The sequence below is a fragment of the Streptomyces brevispora genome (genome assembly GCF_007829885.1).
GTDB classification, from domain to species: domain Bacteria; phylum Actinomycetota; class Actinomycetes; order Streptomycetales; family Streptomycetaceae; genus Streptomyces; species Streptomyces brevispora.
The window spans coordinates 570,489-585,167 of record NZ_VIWW01000002.1; the positions used below are offsets into that span (position 1 = coordinate 570,489).

Consider the following 14,679-nt stretch of genomic DNA (forward strand, 5'->3'; position numbering starts at 1 on the left):
TCACAGCAGGCCCCTCCCGGTCAGGAACGCGTGCAGCTCGGCCGTGCACTCGGCCACGGACCGGCCCCGGGTCCTGATGCGCAGCTCGGGGTCGGCCGGGATCTCGTACGGGTCGTCCACACCGGTCAGACCGGTGATCTCCCCGGCAGCCTGCCGCGCGTACAGGCCCTTCACGTCGCGCGCCGAGCAGACCTCGACGGGCGTGGCCACATGGACCTCGAGGAACGCCGTGCCGCGCCCGGCGTGGCGCTCCCGCACGGCGGCTCGCGAGGCGGCGTACGGGGCGATGACCGGCGCGAGGACGGTGACGCCGTGCGCGGCGAGCCGCTCCGCCACGAAACCGATCCGGGTCACGTTGGTGTGCCGGTCCTCCCGGCTGAACCCGAGCCCCGCCGACAGATGGGCGCGGACCTCGTCACCGTCGAGCACCTCGACCGGGTGCCCCTCGGCGCGCAGCCGCCCGGCGAGGGCGCGGGCGAGAGTGGTCTTCCCCGCACTGGGCAGCCCGGTCAGCCACACGGTGGCGCCGCGCGGCCGGAGGAGGTCCGCCGGGGTGGGGGCCGGGGCGCCCACGGCGGCGAGGATGGGAGCAGTGGTCACGGTGATGCTCTCCTGCACGTGAGTCGGCTTCGGTGGGGTCGCTCCGCTCAGGCGGTGGCGAACTCGGCGAGGGTGCGGCCGAGGACATCCATGTCGATCCGGTGCCAGGAGCCCGGCAGTTCGAGACCGCGCCCGTTCGGGAGGGCGTCGGCGGTGGCCCGCGCGGCGGCGCGCAGCCACTCGCTCGTCCCGCTGCTGTTGAGGACCAGACTCTCCGTCCCGTACGCGGCGAGCCGCTCGACCGGCACCTCGTGGTCGCCGCAGATGGCGATGTCGTACAGCAGGGTGTGGGCGTTCGTCTCGTTGATCGCCCAGATCGGGCCGCGGCGCCACTCGGCGACGTTGTCGGGCGTGAGGCCCAGGAAGGAGCCGAGGAAGTACTCGACGGCCTCGTGGCGCCGGTCCTCCGAGAGCAGCACGCGCGTCGTCTTCGCCACGTTCCACGGGGGCTTCGGGAAGCCGTCGACCCGGTAGAACGGCTCGTGCAGCGCCAGCTTGGTGATCGGCAGGCCGGCGAGCGCCGCCTCGATCGCCAGATTGGCGCCCGTGGAACCGGCGAACACCACGGCCTCGCCACCGGCGGCCCCGATCACCGCGGCGAGGTCCTCGATTTCGCGCTCGACGGCGTACTCGGGCGCGTCGCCGCTCTCGCCGCGCCCGCGCCGGTCGTACACGTACGTGGTGCAGTGCGGCGCCAGCTCGGGGACGAGGGCGTCGAAGATCGTGTGATCACGGAACGCGCCGTTCAGCAGCACGATCGCAGGGCCGTCCCCCGACTTCTCGTAGGCGATCGTCGTGCCGTCCCGGGAAACGACCTTGCGCATCACGCACTCCTCACGCCGCACGGAGGTGCTCTCACCTCACTGAATGTCGGCATTCTGGAGCGCGCTGGTGGACGGCCGGTCGAGGACTGGTCGCGGGTGTTCCCGCGCTGGTCAGGAGAGCCAGCCGGCCTCGGTGGCGATCCGGACGGCATCGATCCGATTGCGCGCGTTGAGCTTCATCACCGTGGTCGTCAGGTAGTTGCGCACCGTGCCGAGAGACAAGTGCAGTTTCACCGCGATCTCCCGTGGCTCGTCCCCCTGCGCGGCCATGCGCAGCACCTCGGTCTCGCGTTCGGACAGCGGGTTCTCACCGATGTCCCAGGCACTCATCACTAACTGAGGGTTGATCACACGCCGGCCTGCCGCGACCTCCCGGACCGCCTGCGCGAGAGCTTCGGCAGGGGAGTCCTTCAGCAGGAACCCCGACACCTTCGCGGACATCGCGCGACGCAGTAGACCGGGACGCCCGAGCCCGGTCATGATCAGCGTGCGGCACTCCGGCAGCTTGTCGTGCAACGTCTCGGCCGCGGTGAGACCGTCCATCCCGGGCAGATCGACATCCATGATCGCCACATCGGGCCGACAGCTCAGGGCGGCGGGGACGATCAGGTCCCCCCTGTCCACCACGGCGACGACTTCCAGGTCCGGTTCCAGTTCGAGCAGCGCGACCAGCGCCCCCCGCACCATGTGCATGTCCTCGGCCAGGAGAATTCTGAGTCGCCGATTCCCCACGTTGTCCCCCTTTTTTTTGGCTTCCGCCAATGAGAAATGGGCATCCAATGTTCCGGATGCCCATCAAATATCAGATGGCAGCGTCCTCATGTTGCAGTGTGAAGGGTCGTTCCTCCGACAGGGAAGCACCGGGGTCCGCATCATGGGACCGTCGATGTTCCGGCGTCTCCTGCGCGCCGGGCCGGGCACGGTATCCGCGCGCCACGAGCCGTACGTCCGCGAGGGACTGGCGGGAGAGATCGAGCACGGTGGTCAGCTCGTCCTGGGCGGGCCCCGGGGCACCAGGCAGCAACCGGTGGACGAGCGCGCACTTCATGGTGATCGTGGAAAGGCTGGACCCGAGCACCTCGTGGAGCTCGCGTTCCACGAGCAGCCGCTCCCGGTCGACGGCCAGTCGGGCGAGCGCGCCACGGGCCTCGTGAAGAGCGATCACCAGCCGGTACAGCACCGTGAACCCGTAGAGGACGAGTCCCGCGACGAGCGAGGAATCCGTCAAGTAGACGACGTCGTACACAGAAACCCCGGCCATGACCGCCAGGGGCGCGACGACACCGACCGCCGCTCCGTACAGCCAGAGCCGCAGGGTGCCGGCGGTGGTGATGAGGAGCGAGCCGGCGAAGAACCCGGCCATCGAGCCCCAGGGGGCACCGAGCCAGAGGAGCGGCGCGTACGTGGCGAGGGCCTGGAGCACGAGGGTGAGCGCGCGGGTACGGGCCGGCCAGGTGCGCGGGCGGCGCAGCGAGTGGAGGAACTGGAGCGCGACGACGACGGCGAAGCAGCCGAGGAAGCCGAGCAGTTCGAGACCGGACGCCGCGCCGCCGGCGGCATTGATGAGGACGATGAGGACGTAGCCGACGAGGACGGCGATGAGCATGCCCCGGGCCATCCGGACCGCCCAGTGCAGGGCGACGGGCTCGTGCTCCTCGGCGCCGGCGCCGGCCCCGTTCGTCCGGTCCCCGGCCCCGTCGGTGTCCTCGCCGGCCTCCGGGCCCCTCACCGGCTTCACCGGCGCGTGGGCGAGGACCTCGAACCAGCCGTCGTCCGTGGGCCGTCCGGCGAGGTCGCCGCCGACGTCCCGCACCCGGGTCGCCAGGTTGCCGAGGCCGCTGCCGCCCCCGCCGACGGTGTCCGGGCCGGTCTCCCGGACTCCGTCGTTGCGGATGCGCAGCGTCACCGTCCCGCCCTCGCGGACGGCGGCGATCGCGCAGTGCTCGGCCTTGCTGTGCCGGAGCGCGTTGGTGACGGCCTCGCGCAGCACGATGGCCAGGACGGTGTCCAGCTCTTTCGGCAGCGGGCCGCAGTCCAGTTCGGTGACGGTCTCGATCCCGGCGTCGGCCAGGACGGAGCGGGCGGACTCGGCCTCGGCGGCGAGCGACATGTCGCAGTAGCCGGTCGCGACCAGGGTCACGTCGGCCAGGGCCTCGCCGGCGATGCCGAGCACCGCGGCGACCTCGGAGCGGGCGCGGCCGGGCGCCGACGGGATCAGCCGGTGGCCGAGTTCACTCTTCAGGACGATCGCCGAGAGGCTGTAGCTGAGGAGGTCGTGGAGGTCGCTCGCGACCCGCAGCCGTTCCTGTATGACGGCCATCCCGGCGAGTTCGCGCCGGGTCTCGCGGAGCTCGGCGACCAGACCGGAGAGCGAACTCACCCCGTAGATGATGAGACTGAACAGAAGCGTGACACCGAGGCTGTAGAGCGTGACGCCCGCCCCCGCGAGCGTGACGACGATCGGCACGATGGCACCCGTGACGAGCGCGAAGAGCGGCCAGCGGAGCCGGCCGGGTACGACGAGGAGAACCGATCCGCCGAGCAGCCCGGTCATCGCACCCCAGGGCATGCCCAGCCAGGCCAGCGGCACGTAGGTGACCACGGCCTGCGCACAGAGCGTGAGGACCCGGACGCGTACGGGCCAGGTGTGCGGGCGCCGGGTCGAGCAGGCGAACTGCAGCGGTAGCAGAGCCGCCAGACTGACCGCCAGCAGCGCGAGCCGCGCGGCTCCGGGCTCCTCCCCGAGGACGTTCAGGACGGTCACGAGCGTGTGACCGCCGAGCACGCCCAGGGTGACGAGCAGGGCCATACGCGGGGCCTGGGGACCGGGCTCGTTGCCCCGTCTGTCGTCCGGGGGTGCCTCAAGCATCGGGGCGTGCCTCCTAGTCATAACCTGCGGTGACCGAGAAACACAGGCGAGCGCCCGGGCGTCCCCCCTGAGTACCGCGGGCGATTTTACAGACGAGGTATCCCGTTGTCATGGGTGTAATTCCCAATTTTTTCGGACGCGTTGGCCGGGAAGGATCGTCAATTCAGCTGATTTGCGCGGAAGTCAGAGAAAGAGCGGTATCGGGTTCAGATCCTCGTGACGCGTCGGCGCGGAAAGCCTCCCGAGCCGCACCGGCACCTCGAACAGCCGCCCGGGCGCGAACCTCGCCCAGAAGTGCCGCAGCCCCGGCACCACCACCTTCACCACCGGCAACCCCAGATCAGGCCGCGTCTGGTCCAGGACCAGCACCTCCAGACCATTGCTCCGGGCCACACCGACCAGATGCTCCAGATCCTCCCCGAGATCGGCACGCGGCACATACCCATACGATTCCGGCGTCCGCGCCGGCAGCCCCGGATCGGGCAGCAGATACGACTGGTCCGCGACCGTCGCCCCACGCAGCCAGGCGAGCAGATGAGGCGGAAGCCCCGGCGCGTACCCCCGCGTCCCCGACGGCAGCGAGGGCAGCATCTGCCCCAGCTCCGTGACCGCCCGGCTCAGCGCGACCGCCGGATCCAGGTGCGCCCCGAACCCCAGCATGATGTCCTCCGCCGGCCCCCCGGTCCGGCGCGACACCGCCGCCATCACCGGGATCCCCAGATCGGGCGTGAGGTCCAGGACCCAGATCGAACGGCCCAGCTCACGAAAGCGCTCGGGCAGCGCCGCCACCCACGGATCACCGAACGCCGTCAGATCCACCGCCGCGTGTCGGGTGCGGTTGTACCACCACAACGCCACCGCGTCCCGCTCCACCAGCTCCAGGAACCCCTGGACAATCGCGTCCTCCACGGAGCCGCCCGCAGCGTTGCCGTTCGAGTCGGCCACGATCGAGGCCACCGGGCGACCACCGAAGTACACCTGCGCCGCGGGCAACAGCCGCTGCTCCTTACCGGTGAGCGACCACATCGGCGTCCACTCGATCTCCGCCTCCTCGTCGAACCGCTCCGGCACGTACTCGAAGGGGATGCCCGAGGCGTTCCACCGCTCGCGATCCGCGTACTGCCGCTCGTCGAACAGCATGCAGTCACCCGGGTGCACGGCCCGGCCCGCCAGTTCGCGGTAACTTCCGCGCACGGTTTCCTCGTCGCCGAAGCGCGTCGCGCTGTACCGCTCGACCGCCTCGCACAGCGCACTGACCCGCGCCTCCACATCCGTCCGCCCCTTGCCGCCGCTGCGCATCCGCAGCCCCGCGCGGAGCGCGGACAGGTCACCCTCCGGCAGCGCCAGATTCGGCCCCGACCGGTAGCAGTGCAGGAACGAAGGGCTCTGCGGGTCGCGCACGACCCGCTCGGTGATCCCGGTGACCGGATCGGCCAGCCGCCCGAACCGCTCCCACATCCGCTCCGCCGAGAGCGCCCGGTGACCGTTCCCTCCCATCACACCCTTCGGCCGGGACACCGGCACCACCGGCCGTCGCGTCCGCTCCGCGACCATCCCCGCGTCCCCGCAGTCCGGGCACTGCGGCCGCGCCGCCACCGGATGATGACCGGCCGTGAGCGTCAGCGTGTCCAGCGTCCACAGCGCGCCCTGGCGCTCCTCGCGCAGCCCCGCCAGCCACTTGGCCGCCTCCAGGGCCGCCGTCTGCAGCCCCAGCTCCCGGGTCGCCGCCAGTGACGCCTCCGGCACCCGCACCGGGACCGCGAGCCCCAGTGCACGCCGCACATGCGACTCACCGCGCCGGTGGGAGCGCAGCCGCACCGCCAGACAGGACCAGCAGGCGCCCGCCGTACCCGGCCGGAACACCGGACCCACCCACAGCTGCGACCCGCACGGCTTCGCCGGCAGCCAGGGCCGGCCGTCCGCGAGCCGCACCGCGTTGAACTCGGCCAGCGCCGGGTCCAGATAGTCGTCGCACACGACCAGAGTGAAAGGCGCGTCCGGGCCGCAGGTCAGCCCTGCCGCACGGCAGGCACGCTCGGCCGCCGCCGCGTCGGCACCGCCGAGCGCCACGACGGACACCTCGCCGCCCGTCGGACCGCCGACCCCCGCCAGATCCCAGTACGCGCCGGCCGCGGCGTCCTGGGGACCCGTATGAAATCCGACCAGACCCGCAGCGGTGAGCCGGTCGAGCATGCCGTCCAGTTGCTCCGCGGGGAACTCCGAGGCCTTGCGCAGCTCGGGCAGGGTCAGCGACCCGTCGAGCAGCGGGGCCACCTTCTGGATGGCGTTGCCGCAAAGAGCGGTCGTTCCCCGGGGCGAGACGAGGTAGACGGCCTCGCCCGGGACGATCTCGGCCCGCAGATGACGCCGGAACCCGATCGGCCGTGTGTCCACACGCATGGCGCGGGGTCCGGGCTCTACTGAGCCGCGACCGCGGCCGGAGTGAGGATGGCGCACCATCCAGTGGGATCGTCGACAGCTCCGGTGGTGCCGTCCAGGTTCTCGATGGTCAGGTCGTCGGCTCTCGGGGTGATCTGCATGGCTACATCGCCTCTCTCGTCCGGTGCCGCGGCTCTCGGTGCCGCGGTGTGGCCCAACTCTCCAACTTGGGCCGTCCGGGCCGCCATGCACCGATTCACCTTCGCCGCGTGAATTCTTCACATCGGAGAGATGTGCAGCTCAGTGGGCAAGTTCCGCCTCTCTCGGCATGCTGGACACCGAGATCGATAGGTGCGATGCCTGGAGGAACGGAAATGTCCGAAGGCCCCAAGAGATACGACCCCGTCAACGTCGGGCAGCAGCCCGGACAGCTGAGCGTCAGACTGCTCGGCTCACTGTCCCTGCATCTCGACGAAACTCCGGTGACGGCAAGCGCCCCCAAACAGCGCCAGGTACTCGCCCTGCTCGCGCTCAACGCGGGCCGGATCGTCACCGTGCCCGCGCTGATCGAGGAGCTGTGGGCAGACCGCCCCCCGCGCAGCCACGCCACCACCTTGCAGACCTACGTCCTCCAGCTGCGCAACGCGCTGGCGGCCGCCGATGCCGACCGCCCCGGCGTGCGGCAGATCCTGCGCACCCGCCACGGCGGCTACCTCCTGGAAGGGGACGCCTGTACAACGGACGTCTCCGTCTTCGAGAACCGGGTACGGGCCGGGCGCGCCGCCTCCGAGGCCGGCGACCACCGCCGCGCCTCCGAGGAACTGCGCCAGGCCCTCCAGCTCTGGCGCGGCCCCGCACTCGTGGACGTCCGCAAGGGCAGCGTCCTGGAGATCGAGGCCGTCTCCCTGGAGGAGAGCCGGCTCGGCGCCCTGGAGCGGCGCATCGAGTCCGACCTCGCCCTCGGCCGCCACGCCGGCCTGCTCGGCGAACTGACCCGGGTGGTCGCCCGGAACACGATGAACGAGAACCTCTGCGCGTTCCTGATGATCGCCCTCTACCGGGCGGGCCGCGTCGGCCGCTCCCTGGAGGCCTTCCACCGGCTCAGGTCCGTCCTCAACCACGAGCTGGGCGTCGAGCCCTGCCCCCGCCTTCAGAACCTCCAGTCGGCGATCCTCTCCGGCGACCCGGACCTGGACGTCTGGACCGTTTCCTGGTCCCCGGAGGAGTTCGCGGCGCACCGTCTCGCACGGGTCTCCTGAGGCCGCACCAGCAGCCCTGCGAGCAGAGACGAGCGCTCCGCCCAGGACAGCGTGCCGAGGCCGAACCCCATGACGCCCGGGGGGACTTGGAGCGAGCAACAGCGGCCGTGCGAGGACGCCGGCAGCATCCCGGCGGTCGCCGCCCGGAAGAACAGCACGAAGGCCTGGAGGGCGGCCGCGGTACCCGGGAACCCACCGCCGCGCCGCCCGGCCGTGGCCGTCCGGCCCGGTCATGGCCGGGCCCGTCCTTCGGCACCGGGCCCGGAACTCGCGCCCGGCACACGGCAAGGAACCTCCCGGCGGCGACCGGGTCAGCTTCCGGAGCAGCGTACGCAGCAGAGGCCCGTGACGAGACCGTCCTCGACACGCAGGGCCATGACGCCTTCGAGCTCGCCCTCCGGGCCGGCGGCCGGCGCCGGCCCGCCGTTGACCACGGCGGGCTCGCAGCCCATCGTCGCCCGCACCGTGCCGGAGCCACCGAGGCAGCACCGGACACCTCCTCCGCACCGCCGGCCGGCCACCGCCCCGAACCCGGCACGAACTGGGTCCCGCTCCAGCCACGACGGCGGCACCCGGGCCGCGGCCGGGGCGCCGCAGACCTCACACACCGGCACAGCTTCCCGGCACAGCTTCCCGGAGGAGGGCGACGGATGACTTCCCCGACGGCGGTCGACGAGGTGGTGGAGCAGCGGACACGGCTCCACTGCCTCGCCCACGCAGGCGCGGGCACCTCCAGCTACCGCCGCTGGCCGGCGGCGGCCGGCCCCGCGGTCGACGTGGCGGCCCTGCCGCTGCCCGGCCGGGACAGCCGACGGCGCGAACCACGCGTCACCGACCGCACCGGACTCCTCGGCGACCTGCTCGGACCACTCCTCGAGACAGCGCGCTCCGGCCCGTACGCGCTGTACGGGCACAGCCTGGGCGCGCTCGTCGCCTACACCCTGACCCGGGCACTCGCCGACGAGGGCGCGCCGCCACCCCTGTTCCTCGCGGTCGGCGCCTGCCTGCCGCCGCACGCCACGGCCGCCCTGATGAGCGCGGCAGAGGCCCCCGACGAGCAACTGCTCCCGCTCCTGGGCGACCTCGGCTCGCTGCCGAAGGGGGCCGCAGACCCCGGGGGACTGTGGCACCGCTCCGTCCTGCCCGTGCTGCGCGACGACCTGCGGCTGGCCAAAGCCCTGCGGCGGGCGGCCCTGGACCCTGCCACCGGAGGACCCGTGAACATCCCCCTGCTCGTCTTCGCCGGCAGCGACGACCCGCTGGCCGCCCCGACCGCGCTCCAGGAATGGCGGCAGTGGACCACCGGGCCCACCACCGTGCGCACCCTGACCGGAAACCACTTCTTCGCGGGGGACGACACGCTGCCCGCCCTGATCGGCGAGGCATGCCGAGCACACATGTCCCGCACGCCGGCCGCCGGGCCGGCCGGGACCCGTACCGCCGACGGCGCGCGGTGAGACAGGACACCGTCACCGCCCCCGGGCACGGTGACCCCGCTGCCCTCGGCGCCAGCGACTTCCGGGCGCTGCCCACCTCCGGGCGCACGGCGGCACGCGCCGGCACCGTCCTGGACACCTCCGGCCACCACCCGCAGCCGGCCGCCGACGCCGGCCCCACGGCCCACGGGTTCAGCCTCACCGACACCGAAGGCCGCGACAGGACCGCACCGTTCACCCTGGTCAGCGCACACGGGACGACGGCCGACAACAGTCCGGCCGACGCCCCTTCACGACCGGCGACCCGCTGCACACCGGCGTGAGCCCGCGCTGCACCACCGGCTGCGCCGCAGGCCTGGCCACCCAGCACGCACTGCTCAGCGACCTCGGGACGACCGGAGCCGTGGACCACGCCGAGGCGGCCGACCACCTGTACGACCACTCCGCGCCGGGCTCGCCCGCGGCCGTAGTGGCCCGCGACCGCTCGACGCCTGGAGCGTGTACATGTCTCCCCGACGAATTCTTCCGGGCCTGCCTCGGGGCGACCCGCCATCCCGGATCACCGAGCGGAACCCCGCCGCGGCCCGCAGGCCGGCCGCCGGCTGCCTCCTTCGATCGGCGGACGATCTGCCGTCGAGCCGGGCCCGAGCGGATCTTGACACCGTGGGGCGACACACCGCGAAGGAGTCGCCCATGTCCGACCAGGAGTTCCGCGAGACCGAGATACCCGTTGCCGGGACGGTGCCGGTCGGGACGGCCCCGCCGCTGCGGCTGGCCGGTGCGGACCACGAGGACGATGCGGAGTTCTTCACCATCGTCCGCGGCATCGACTGACCGATGTCCTCCGGGCCCCGCCGGCCAAGACGTTCGCCGGCCACCTCGCCTTCCTGCCGGATCCGGCCTCCTCCACGGCCGTCCGGGACCCGGGACACGGCCATCAGCCCGCCCCCCACCACATGCGCCACCGACTCCATGTCCCCACGCACGGCGAGGGCTTCCCCGCCCTCCGGAACCGCGCGTACCCCGCCACCGACACCAGCAGCGAGGACGAATCGGAGCCGGACGGACTGCCCGGCGGACACACCCCGTCCGGCGTCGGCGACCACGCCTGCTACGCGACCACCGGCCACTCATCCGACCTGCTCAACGGCGGGAACACCGTCCACTTCCCGCTTGACGACCAAGCCGCCCCCGCCCCGCGGCCGCGCCCGACGGGAGACCGGCTCCGTCACCCATGACCGTCTCCGGACCCACACCACCGCCGCGCTGCGCTGAACCTCCGCCCCCCCGCACCACCCCACAGACCAAGGCCCGCGAAGCCACGGGCCGGGTGCGGCAGCCGACAGCGCCGCGATCGGCGAGTTCGCGGGAGGCGAGAAGCGGAGCCCGGCCGGCTCCGCCCGGACCGGCCCCAGAGCACCCGGACCAGGACCGCTCTTCCACTCAGAACCGAGCCCTGGTTGAGCGCCGGGACCGACCGTTGCGACACACCACCATGACCCTCGGGGAGCAGACCGGTCCGGCACACCGGCGACGCCGACGCGGCGCCGCGGCCCGGTCGCCCCCGTCTCCTGAGCGGAGTGTCCTTGTGAGCAGCGGACGTGTGACTCCACCCACCGCTGAAGCGGCGGGTTCCCCACCCGAGGAGAAAGCCGCCGGGAGACTGATGGAAGTGTGCCTGGTGGGCGCCGGACCGCGCGGGCTCTCCGTACTGGAACGGCTCTGCGCGCAGGAGCGCAAGTCCCCCCGCTGGGACCGCCTCACCGTGCACGTCGTGGAGCCGGACCCGCCGGGCGCCGGCCGCGTCTGGCGGCCCTCACAGTCCCGGCACCTGCTGATGAACACCGTCGCCTCACAGGTCACCGTCTACACGGACGCCAGCGTCAGCATCGAAGGACCGCTGGAAGAGGGCCCGAGCCTCTACGAATGGGCCAGGACGCTGGGCGCCGGCGCCCTCCCGCCCGGCGCCGGCGCACCGTACGACGACGAAACCCTCGCCGAGGCCCGCGACCTGGGCCCGGACTCATACCCCACCCGCGCCCTGTACGGCCATTACCTGACCTGGGTGTTCGGACAGATCACCTCGAACGCCGCCGCGCACACCGACATCCGCGTACACGCCTCGCGCGCCGTCACCCTCGAGGACGCCGACCCCGGCGCCGGCCCCGACGGGGCGCAGACCGTGCTCCTGGAGGACGGCACCCGGCTGACCGGCCTCGGCGCCGTGGTGCTCGCACAGGGCCACGTCCAGGTGCGCCCGACCGGCACGGAGCGGGAGTACGCCGAGTACGCGGCCCGGCACGGGCTGACCTACATCGCGCCGAGCAACCCGGCGGACGTGGACCTGTCGGCCGTGGCCCCGGGCGAGACCGTGCTGCTGCGCGGGCTCGGCCTGAACTTCTTCGACTACATGGCGCTGTTCACGCACGCCCGCGGCGGAGTGTTCGAACGCGCCGACGGCCGCCTGAAGTACCGGCCCTCCGGCCGCGAGCCCCGGCTGTACGCGGGCTCCCGGCGCGGCGTGCCGTACCAGGCGCGCGGCGACAACGAGAAGGGCGCGCACGGCCGTTACCACCCGCGGCTGCTGACCACCGGGTTCGTGGCGGAGCTGCGCGCACGGGCGAACGGCGGCGAGCCCATCCGCTTCGGCACCGAGCTGTGGCCGCTCATCTCCAAGGAGGTGCGCACCGTCTACTACGAGACCCTGCTCGCGCGGCGCGCGCAGCCGGAGGAGGCGGCCGCGTTCTCGGCCGCGTTCCTGCGGGCCGAGGAGGGCGTGGCCGAGGAACACCTGCTGGCCGCGGCCGGCATCGCCGAGGACGAGCGGTGGGACTGGGGCAGCATCGTCCGTCCGTTCGGCGAGCGTGTCTTTCCCGACCTGGCCTCCTTCCGCGCCTGGCTGCGCAGCTATCTGGACGAGGACGTGCGCAGGTCCCGCGAGGGCAACGTCAGCGGGCCGTTCAAGGCCGCTCTGGACCTGCTGCGGGATCTGCGCAACGAGCTGCGTCTGGCCATCGACCACGGCGGTCTGGACGCCGATTCCCACCGCGACGAGTTGGACGGGTGGTACACGCCGCTCAACGCATACCTGTCCATCGGCCCGCCGGCCTCCCGCATCGAGGAGATGGCCGCGCTGATCGATGCCGGGGTCCTCGACGTGACCGGTCCGGGACTGCGGGTGGCTGCCGATGAGCACGACCCCGAGGGCCCGGCCTTCGTCGGTACCTCCGCGGGTGTCACCGGCCTGCGGGTGCGGGCCACGGTACTGGTCGAGGCCCGGCTGCCGGAGATCGATGTCCGGCGTACCGCCGATCCGCTGATGAAGGAACTCCTGCGCACCGGACAGGGGCAGCCCTACCGCATCGCGGGCACGGACGGTTCGTCCTACGAGACCGGAGGCCTGGCCGTGTCCGAACGGCCCTACCATCTGCTCGATGCCCGAGGAGTGCCGCATCCGAGACGGTTCGCGTACGGGGTGCCCACCGAGTCCGTGCACTGGGTGACCGTGGCCGGCATCCGGCCGGGCGTGGGCTCGGTGACACTGGAGGACTCCGATGCGGTCGCGGTGGCGGTGCTGGCCCTGGCGGAGCTGCCGGCCGGGGCAGCCCGGCTGCTACACGTTCCGCCGGCCCCGGCCGGGCCGGCTCCTGCCCGGCCGGGCAGAAGGACAGCCGCGTGAGCCCCGCCGCCGAGCACCACCCCGCCGGAGCGGACACCGGGCTGCTGTCCCCGGTCCGGGCCGGCACCCCCGTCGAGGCCGCCGTCGCCGATACCGCCTGGGTCCAGGCGATGCTCGACGCGGAGGCCGCACTGACCCGCGCCCAGGCACGGTGCGGCACCGTCCCGCCCGCCGCGGCCGCCGCGGTCACCGCCGCGGCCCGGGCCGCCGACTTCGACGTACGGGAACTGGCGCTCGCCTCACGGGAGACCGCGAACCCGGTGGTGGGCCTGGTCAAGGCACTCACCGCGCACGTCGCGGCCCGCTCGCCGGAGGCGGCCGAGTACGTGCACCGCGGCTCCACGAGCCAGGACGTCTTCGACACCGGCGCGATGCTGGTGGCCACCCGCGCCCTGCGCCTGATCATCGCGGACCTCAGGGCCGTGGCCGCCACCCTGGAGAGCCTGGCCGCCGACCACCGGGACACCGTGATGGCGGGCCGCACCCTCGCCCTGCACGCCGTGCCCACCACCTTCGGGCTGAAGGCGGCGGGCTGGCGCCAGCTGGTCCTGGAGTCCGCCGAGCGCCTGGAACGGCTGGAACAGGGCGGACTGCCGGTGTCCCTGGGCGGCGCGGCCGGCACCCTGGCGGGCTACCTCCAGTACGCGGGTGACGAGACCGACCCGGCGACCGTCCTGACCGAACTGGTGGCCGCCTTCGCGGACGAGACAGGGCTGGCCGCACCGGTCCTGCCGTGGCACGCGCTGCGCACACCCGTCGCCGACCTCGGCGCGGCTCTCGCACACACCGCAGGGGCACTGGGGAAGATCGCCGTCGACGTGCTCGTGCTCACCCGCACCGAGACCGGGGAGGTATCCGAACCGGCGGCGGCCGGGCGGGGCGCCTCCTCGGCGATGCCGCACAAACGCAACCCCGTACTGTCGACGCTGATCCGTTCGGCCGCCCTCCAGGTCCCGGCCCTGGCCACCGTCCTCATGCAGTGCCTGCCGCACGAGGACGAGCGGTCCGCCGGAGTCTGGCACGCCGAGTGGCAGCCGCTGCGCGAGGCGCTGCGGCTGACCGGCGGGGCCGCGCACCTCGCGGTGTCGCTGGTCGGCGGGCTCACAATCCACCCCGAGCGGATGACGGCCAACGTGCAGGCCACCGGCGGGCAGATCGCCTCCGAGCGGGTCTGCGCCGTGCTCGCCCCGACGCTGGGCAGGACGGCCGCGAAGGAACTGCTGACCCGCGCGTCGCTGGAGGCGACCAGGACCGGCCGGCCACTGGCCGCGGTGCTGGCCGTACTCGACGAGGTACGGGAAGTGCTGCCCCCCGAGGAACTCGCCGCGCTGCTCGACCCGGCCCACTACACGGGCATGGCCGGCCTCCTGGTCGACCGGGCACTGACACCTCCCGGCCTCCGGACGTGACAACGTGACCGGAGGGAACCGGACCCGGCGGCCCCCACGCCATCCGGGAGCCTGAGCGGGGTCAGACCGGGTGAACGAGGCCGGTGAGCGGGTGCGAAACGGTGTCCTGGGCGGGGCGGGACAGCCGGACAGCGGTGTGGAAATGGCCGTCCGTCTCTTTCCCGCGAGGGTCCTCACCGGCCGCGGTCACCGATTCGATGGCGAACCGCTGCTCCTCGGGAACT

14 protein-coding genes are annotated in these 14,679 nt (G+C 72.8%); 7 read left to right on the forward strand and 7 right to left on the reverse strand.

The features are described 5' to 3' along the window. The 6 genes from cysC to FHX80_RS36470 form a co-directional block, all read right to left on the reverse strand. Positions 1 to 585 (reverse strand): adenylyl-sulfate kinase, encoded by a 585-nt coding sequence (gene cysC / locus FHX80_RS32040; protein WP_375887254.1) that lies wholly within the window; start codon positions 583 to 585, stop codon positions 1 to 3. A gap of 62 nt (positions 586 to 647) precedes the next feature. Continuing rightward, complete coding sequence (locus FHX80_RS32045) at positions 648 to 1,424, reverse strand: alpha/beta hydrolase (RefSeq protein ID WP_145767983.1); 777 nt, start codon at positions 1,422 to 1,424, stop codon at positions 648 to 650. A gap of 111 nt (positions 1,425 to 1,535) precedes the next feature. Then, positions 1,536 to 2,156, reverse strand: a complete 621-nt coding sequence (locus FHX80_RS32050) for a response regulator transcription factor (RefSeq protein WP_280118787.1) — start codon at positions 2,154 to 2,156, stop codon at positions 1,536 to 1,538. 70 nt (positions 2,157 to 2,226) lie between these two features. Continuing rightward, positions 2,227 to 4,293: a sensor histidine kinase gene (locus FHX80_RS32055; protein ID WP_167523785.1), complete on the reverse strand. Its 2,067-nt coding sequence runs from the start codon at positions 4,291 to 4,293 to the stop codon at positions 2,227 to 2,229. 183 nt (positions 4,294 to 4,476) lie between these two features. Further along, positions 4,477 to 6,693 carry a TOMM precursor leader peptide-binding protein gene (locus FHX80_RS32060; RefSeq protein WP_145767985.1) on the reverse strand — a complete coding sequence of 739 codons (2,217 nt, stop codon included), beginning with the start codon at positions 6,691 to 6,693 and terminating at the stop codon, positions 4,477 to 4,479. Between the two features lie 17 nt (positions 6,694 to 6,710). Further along, the gene (locus FHX80_RS36470) at positions 6,711 to 6,833 is read right to left on the reverse strand and encodes a hypothetical protein (RefSeq protein WP_280118788.1); all 123 of its coding nucleotides are present in this window, start codon (positions 6,831 to 6,833) and stop codon (positions 6,711 to 6,713) included. Positions 6,834 to 7,046: 213 nt separating this feature from the next. Between FHX80_RS36470 and FHX80_RS32065 the strand changes: the two genes are divergently transcribed. Continuing rightward, complete coding sequence (locus FHX80_RS32065; RefSeq protein WP_145767986.1) at positions 7,047 to 7,931, forward strand: AfsR/SARP family transcriptional regulator; 885 nt, start codon at positions 7,047 to 7,049, stop codon at positions 7,929 to 7,931. Positions 7,932 to 8,242: 311 nt separating this feature from the next. Here the strand turns inward: FHX80_RS32065 and FHX80_RS34960 are convergent, their stop codons facing one another. Further along, positions 8,243 to 8,383, reverse strand: coding sequence for a hypothetical protein (locus tag FHX80_RS34960; RefSeq protein ID WP_167523786.1), 141 nt, complete (start codon positions 8,381 to 8,383; stop codon positions 8,243 to 8,245). A gap of 198 nt (positions 8,384 to 8,581) precedes the next feature. Here FHX80_RS34960 and FHX80_RS32070 point away from each other — a divergent pair, with 198 nt between their 5' ends. The 6 genes from FHX80_RS32070 to FHX80_RS32090 all read left to right on the forward strand — a co-directional run bounded on the left by FHX80_RS32070 (position 8,582) and on the right by FHX80_RS32090 (position 14,455). Then, positions 8,582 to 9,388 (forward strand): thioesterase II family protein, encoded by an 807-nt coding sequence (locus tag FHX80_RS32070; protein ID WP_145767987.1) that lies wholly within the window; start codon positions 8,582 to 8,584, stop codon positions 9,386 to 9,388. After that, the gene (locus FHX80_RS32075) at positions 9,385 to 9,690 is read left to right on the forward strand and encodes a hypothetical protein (RefSeq protein ID WP_145767988.1); all 306 of its coding nucleotides are present in this window, start codon (positions 9,385 to 9,387) and stop codon (positions 9,688 to 9,690) included. Before FHX80_RS32070 ends, FHX80_RS32075 begins: the two co-directional genes overlap by 4 nt. Before the next feature lie 370 nt (positions 9,691 to 10,060). Further along, entirely contained in the window at positions 10,061 to 10,201 is a 141-nt protein-coding gene (locus FHX80_RS34965) for a hypothetical protein (RefSeq protein WP_167523787.1), read from the forward strand. Between the two features lie 122 nt (positions 10,202 to 10,323). Then, positions 10,324 to 10,605 (forward strand): hypothetical protein, encoded by a 282-nt coding sequence (locus tag FHX80_RS32080; RefSeq protein ID WP_145767989.1) that lies wholly within the window; start codon positions 10,324 to 10,326, stop codon positions 10,603 to 10,605. A 428-nt stretch (positions 10,606 to 11,033) separates the two neighbouring features. Beyond that, positions 11,034 to 13,046, forward strand: coding sequence for an FAD/NAD(P)-binding protein (locus FHX80_RS32085; RefSeq protein ID WP_145768158.1), 2,013 nt, complete (start codon positions 11,034 to 11,036; stop codon positions 13,044 to 13,046). After that, a complete protein-coding gene (locus FHX80_RS32090) occupies positions 13,043 to 14,455 on the forward strand; it encodes a nitrosuccinate lyase (RefSeq protein WP_145767990.1) in 1,413 nt (470 codons plus the stop codon). Before FHX80_RS32085 ends, FHX80_RS32090 begins: the two co-directional genes overlap by 4 nt. Positions 14,456 to 14,679: the final 224 nt, after the last annotated feature.